Source organism: Streptomyces sp. (genome assembly GCF_035563135.1).
Lineage (GTDB): Bacteria > Actinomycetota > Actinomycetes > Streptomycetales > Streptomycetaceae > Streptomyces.
Genome location: NZ_DATMVN010000857.1, coordinates 1 through 5,282, shown reverse-complemented (window position 1 = coordinate 5,282; position 5,282 = coordinate 1). Strand labels below are relative to the sequence as shown.

Below are 5,282 nucleotides of genomic sequence, written 5' to 3'. Positions count from 1 at the left end.
CTGCGGTCGGCGTACGGCCCCGGGGCGGCGGCTATCCGCGGGTCCTGTCCTTGTGGTCGGCCAGGACGAGGGAGGCGCCCTTCTCACCGATCATCATGCTCGCGGCGTTGGTGTTGCCCGAGACCATGGCCGGCATGACGGAGGCGTCGATGACGCGCAGGCCCTCGATGCCGTGCACCCGCAGCCGTGCGTCGACGACCGCCAGCGGGTCGTCGCCCATCCGGCAGGTGCCCACGGGGTGGTAGGAGGTGTCGCCGTACTGCCGTGCGTAGGCGAGCAGTTCGTCGTCGGAGCGGACGTCGCTGCCGGGCAGCAGCTCGAACGCCCGGTACGCGTCCATACTCGGCTCCTCGATGATGCGGCGGCCGATGCGCACGCCTGCGATCAGGGTGGCGCGGTCGGCCTCCGACTCGAGGAAGCGGGTGCGGATCGACGGCGGGGTCAGCGGCTGCCGGGAGCGGATGTGGACGGAGCCCTTGGACTCGGGGCGCAGCGGGTAGACGCCCAGGGTCATGCCGGGGGCGGTGTCCAGGCGGCGGCTGCGGCCGCCGCCGTAGCTGGCGGGCGCGAAGTGGTACTGGAGGTCGGGGCGGGTCAGGGAGTCGTCGGAGCGGACGAAGCCGTGGCCGAGCGCGATCGGCAGGCTGAGCAGGCCGCGCCGTTCGCGGGCGTAGCGGGCGATCTCGCGGACCAGGCCGAGGCCGCGGGAGCGCTCGTTGAAGGTGATCGGGCGGCGCACCCGCCAGCGCAGCCGGGCGGCGAAGTGGTCGCGGAAGTTCTCGCCGACGCCGGGCAGGTGGTGCACCACGGGCACGCCGACGTCGCCGAGGTGGCCGGCCGAGCCGATGCCGGAGAGTTCGAGCAGCTGCGGGGACTGTACGGCTCCGGCGCTGACGATCACCTCGTGGGCGGCGTCGGCCCGGTGCTCTCCCTCACCCCGCCGGTAGTCGACGCCGACGCAGCGCTTGCCGTCGAAGCGCAGGCCGGTGACGTGCGCCTCGGTGACCAGGGTGAGGTTGGGCCTGCCGCGGGCCGCCTTGAGGTAGGTGCCCGCGGCGGAGGAGCGGCGGCCCTCCTCGTGGTTGACCTGGTAGTAGCCGAAGCCCTCCTGGTCGCCGGAGTTGTAGTCCGGGTTCTCGGGGTAGCCGGCCTTGCCGGCGGCGGTGAGGAAGGCGTCGGTCAGCTCGTCGCGCTCGCGCGGCAGCCCGACGGCGATGCGTCCGTCGCGGCCCCGGGTGTCGCCGTCGATGCCGCTGACCCGCTCCAGGCTGCGGAAGTGCGGCAGGACGCCCTCCCAGGACCAGCCCGGGTTGCCCAGGGCCTCCCAGTCGTCGTAGTCGTGGCGCTGACCGCGCACGAAGATCATGCCGTTGATCTGGTTGGAACCGCCGAGCAGACGGCCCCGGGGGATGCTGACGCTGCGGCCCTCGAGGGTCGGATCGGCGTCGGTCTCGAAGCACCAGTCGTACTTCGGTTTCCCCATCAGCACCGTCTCGGCGGCGGGGACGTCGAGCAGCGGGCTGCGCCGTTCGCTGCCCGATTCGAGGAGCAGCACGCGGATCGCGGGGTCCTCCGTCAGACGGCCGGCGAGCACACAGCCCGCCGCGCCCGCGCCGACGACGACGTAGTCGTACCTCACCGTCGCCCGCCCCCTCACGCGGCCGCGGCCGCGGCGGTGGCGCCGCGCCGGCCGGTGATCGTGGTGCGGTGCAGCAGCCGCCGGTGGTTGACGTGGTCGTACGGGGTGGCCCGGTGCATCGCGCTGCGGTTGTCCCACAGCACGATGTCGCCGACCTGCACCGGTGGCGGTAGGTGAAGCGGGGCTGGATCGCGAACTCCTGGAGGAAGGTGATCAGCGGTGCGCTCTCGTCCTCGGACAGGCCCTCGATGCGCCAGGGCACGTTGCCGCCCGCGTAGAGGGCCTTGCGGCCGTTCTCCTCGTGGAGGCGGACCAGCGGGTGAGCCACCTCGGACCACTCGGCGCGCTCCTGCTCCGTGGGCGCCGGCCGGTCGGGGTAGTTGTACGGCCGTGACTGGACCCGGCTGATGACGACCTTCAGGTCCTCGATGCGCTCCTTGACGGCCTGCGGCAGCGCCTCGTACGCGGCGAACATGTTGCCGTACCAGGTGTCGCCCCCGGACGGGGGTATCTCCCGGGCGTACAGCATGGAGCCCACCGGCGGCCGGGTCAGGTAGGCACCGTCGCTGTGCCAGACGCGCCCGCTGTAGGCCGAGCCGATCGGCTTCCCGTCCTTGGTGAGGTTGGACAGGATGAGGATCTCGGGGTGCTCGACGTCGTTGAACTGCGAGCGGGTGTAGGCGAAGACCTCGCCGAAGCGCCGGGTGAACTCGATGTGCTGCTCCGGCGTCATGTCCTGGCCCCGGATGAGCAGGATGGTCGTGTCGATCCAGGCCTGGTGGATCCGGTCGAAGTCGCGGTCGGACAGCGGCCGGGTGACGTCGACACCGCGGACCTCGGTGCCGATGCCGTCGGTGATGGGGACCAGTTCAAGCATGAAGGGGTACTCCCTGGGGGTGTTCGGTCGGTACGTCGGCGGCGCCCGGGTCCGTCGCACGGATCGCGGGGCCCGTCGGGCGGGTCAGGGCAGGGACACCTGGTACTCGTCCATCCAGCGCCGCATCTCGACGAGCTGGATCAGCAGCGCGGCCTGGTTGGAGCCCCCGGGCAGCTCGCCGTGGACGGCGCCCGCGGAGATCTGCTGGATCAGGCCGTTGGTGCGCCCGGTGTCGAACAGCGGCTTCAGCGGCGAGGCGTCGTCGTTGACGATCCAGGTCGCCTCCCGGAGGAGGGTCCGGTCGTAGGCGGGGTTCTGCACGTGCGGGTAGGCGCTCTTCGCGCGGTTCACGGTGCTCGCCGGCAGGACGTCCGCCATGGCGGCCTTGAGCAGCCCCTTCACCCCGCCCCGCGACTTGGTCTCCCAGGGCACGTTCCACACGTACTGGAGCAGCCGGTGGTCGCAGAACGGCACCCGGACGTCGAGGCCGTGGGCCATGCTCATGCGCTCCTTGCGGTCCAGGATCACCGAGAGCGGGCCGGACAGGCCGAGGAAGAAGACCTCCCGGATCCGGGCGTCCTCGGCGCTCTCGCCCGCGAGCCGGGGGACGCGTGCGAGGACGTCCGCGTAGCGGGCGCGCTCGTCCTCCTCCGGGTCCAGCTCGGCGAGCAGGTCGGGGACGAGGTAGCGGGACAGCTTCGGGCCGTCGAAGAGCCAGGGGAAGCGGTCGGCGGCCAGCACCTCGGGCTTGAAGAAGTAGGGGTAGCCGCCGAAGACCTCGTCGGCGGCCTCGCCGGTGAGCGCGACGGGGCAGTTGGCGCGGATCTGCTGGAAGATCAGGTACATCGAGGCGTCGAACTGGCCCCAGCCGGGCAGGTCGCGGGCGCGCCGGGTGGCGGGGACGACGTCCAGCAGGTCCTGCACCGAAGCGGTGAGCGTGGTGTGTTCGGTGCCGAGGAACGCGGCGGCCTCGGCGGCGTACGGGGCGTCGATGTCCGGGCGCAGTTCCGTGGCCACGAAGTGCGCCGGGTCGCTCTCGAACTCCACGCAGAAGGTGGCCAGTCTCCGGTCCGGGTCGTCCTTGCGCAGGGCGCTCGCGGCGAGCGCGGCGACGGAGGTGGAGTCGACGCCGCCGGAGAGCATCGCGCCGAGCGGGACGCCGGTGGCGAGCTGGCGGCGCACGGTGTCGTCGAGGAGTTCACGGACCGTGCGGGCGCTCTCCTCGAAGGTGTCGTGGTGCGGTTCGCTCACCAGCTGCCAGTAGCGCCGCCGGGTGACCCCGCTCGCGGTGTACGTCACGACGTGGGCGGGCTCGACCTCGTACAGGTCCTTCAACGGCGTCTCGCCCGGCCGGGCCAGGCGCGGCTGGAGGACGACGGGCAGCGCCGAGAGCTCCAGACGGGGCCGGAACAGGGGGTTGGCGAGGATGCCCTTGGGCTCGGAGGCGAAGAGGACCCCGCCGTCGTACGGATGGTGGTAGAGGGGCTTGACGCCGGCCCGGTCGCGGCCGAGGTGCAGTCGCCGGGTGCGGCCGTCCCAGACGGCGAAGGTGAAGGCGCCGTTGACGCGCTCCACGAAGTCGGTGCCCCACAACAGGTAGGCCTGGAGGAGCGCTTCGGCGGTGGAGCCGCCGCGCACGGCACCGCCGGCCGCCTCGATGTCGCGGCGCAGTTCGTCGCCGTTGTAGACCTCGCCGGTGTGTGCCGCGTGGACGGTGTCACCGCCCAGGCTGACGCGCGCGGGGCGCACGTCGTCGGGGCGTCCGGTGGCCAGGCCGCGGTGGCCGAGGGCGGCGTTCCGGCCGATCCACACGTCCTCGGTGTCGGGGCCCCTGTGCGCCATCGTCCGCGTCATCGATTGCAGCACGCCGAGCTGGTCGCCCAGGTCGCGCCGGAAGTCGATCCAGCCCACCACACCACTCATGCGGTTCACCTCCAGGAGTAGGAAGAATTTCCTTCAAGCAGTGCGAGAACGCCGGGGATCGAGGCGGCGGGCGGCAGGGGTGCGGGTCGGCTCGGGCCGGGGCAACGGCCCCGCACGGGGAGTTCGGGAAGGCGGGGGACCGGGGGAATTCCTTCCGGCCGGGTCCGGCGCCATGAACGACTGTGCCAGATCGCGCGGCGCCGCAGATCGCCCTGCCATGGGCATCAAGTTGCGTGGCAACTTGATGCCCATGGAGACAAATCAGACATTCTCGGGGGTGGCGGCGGGCGCGGCCCCGGGTACGGCGACGACCGTACCGACGAGAGTCCGCCCGGGCCCGTCCAGGACCCGCCAGCGCCCCGTGAAGCGGTCCACGCGGGCGCCGGCCACGACGGGACCCGGAACGCGGAGCACGGCGGTGAACACCCCGCCTTCCGGATCGGGTTCGACGGCGCAGTCCAGGAAGCCGAGCCACCGGCCGGTCAGCGGGAACCACGCCTTGTAGACGCTCTCCTTGGCGCTGAACAGGACGCTCTCCCACGCCACGTGCGGGTGGCTGCGGGCCAGCCGGGCCAGGTGGCGCCGCTCGTCGGGCAGCGTCACACCGTCGATGACCCCGGCGGGCAGCGGCGCGTGTGCTTCGGCGTCGATGCCCAGGGAGGCGAGGTCACCGTCCCGGGCCACGGCGGCGGCCCGGTAGCCGGGGCAGTGCGTCATGCTGCCGACGACGCCGTCGGGCCACGCCGGGGCCTGCCGGGCCCAGGGGTCGGGACCCCCGCGCGGCAGGATCGGCGCAGGGGCGACCCGCAATCGGGCCAGGGCGGTGCGCGCGCACATCCGTAC

At 72.6% G+C, this 5,282-nt stretch carries 3 protein-coding genes and 1 pseudogene; all 4 read right to left on the bottom strand.

Features of this window, described 5'->3' with window-relative positions; translation table 11 throughout:
* Positions 1–31: 31 nt before the first annotated feature.
* The gene (locus VN520_RS37875; RefSeq protein ID WP_325751495.1) at positions 32–1,639 is read right to left on the bottom strand and encodes a GMC family oxidoreductase; all 1,608 of its coding nucleotides are present in this window, start codon (positions 1,637–1,639) and stop codon (positions 32–34) included.
* A gap of 14 nt (positions 1,640–1,653) precedes the next feature.
* Positions 1,654–2,516 (bottom strand): annotated as a pseudogene (locus VN520_RS37870) (TauD/TfdA dioxygenase family protein).
* A gap of 84 nt (positions 2,517–2,600) precedes the next feature.
* On the bottom strand, positions 2,601–4,439 hold the full coding sequence (gene asnB, locus VN520_RS37865; RefSeq protein ID WP_325751494.1) for an asparagine synthase (glutamine-hydrolyzing): 1,839 nt from the start codon (positions 4,437–4,439) through the stop codon (positions 2,601–2,603).
* Positions 4,440–4,700: 261 nt separating this feature from the next.
* The coding region (locus VN520_RS37860) for a 4'-phosphopantetheinyl transferase family protein (RefSeq protein ID WP_325751493.1) at positions 4,701–5,282 on the bottom strand (582 nt) is incomplete at its 5' end.

Excerpts from the sequence above, each read along its gene's own strand:
- asnB (WP_325751494.1), bottom strand. The coding sequence starts at position 4,439 with ATGAGTGGTGTGGTGGGCTGGATCGACTTCCGGCGCGACCTGGGCGAC.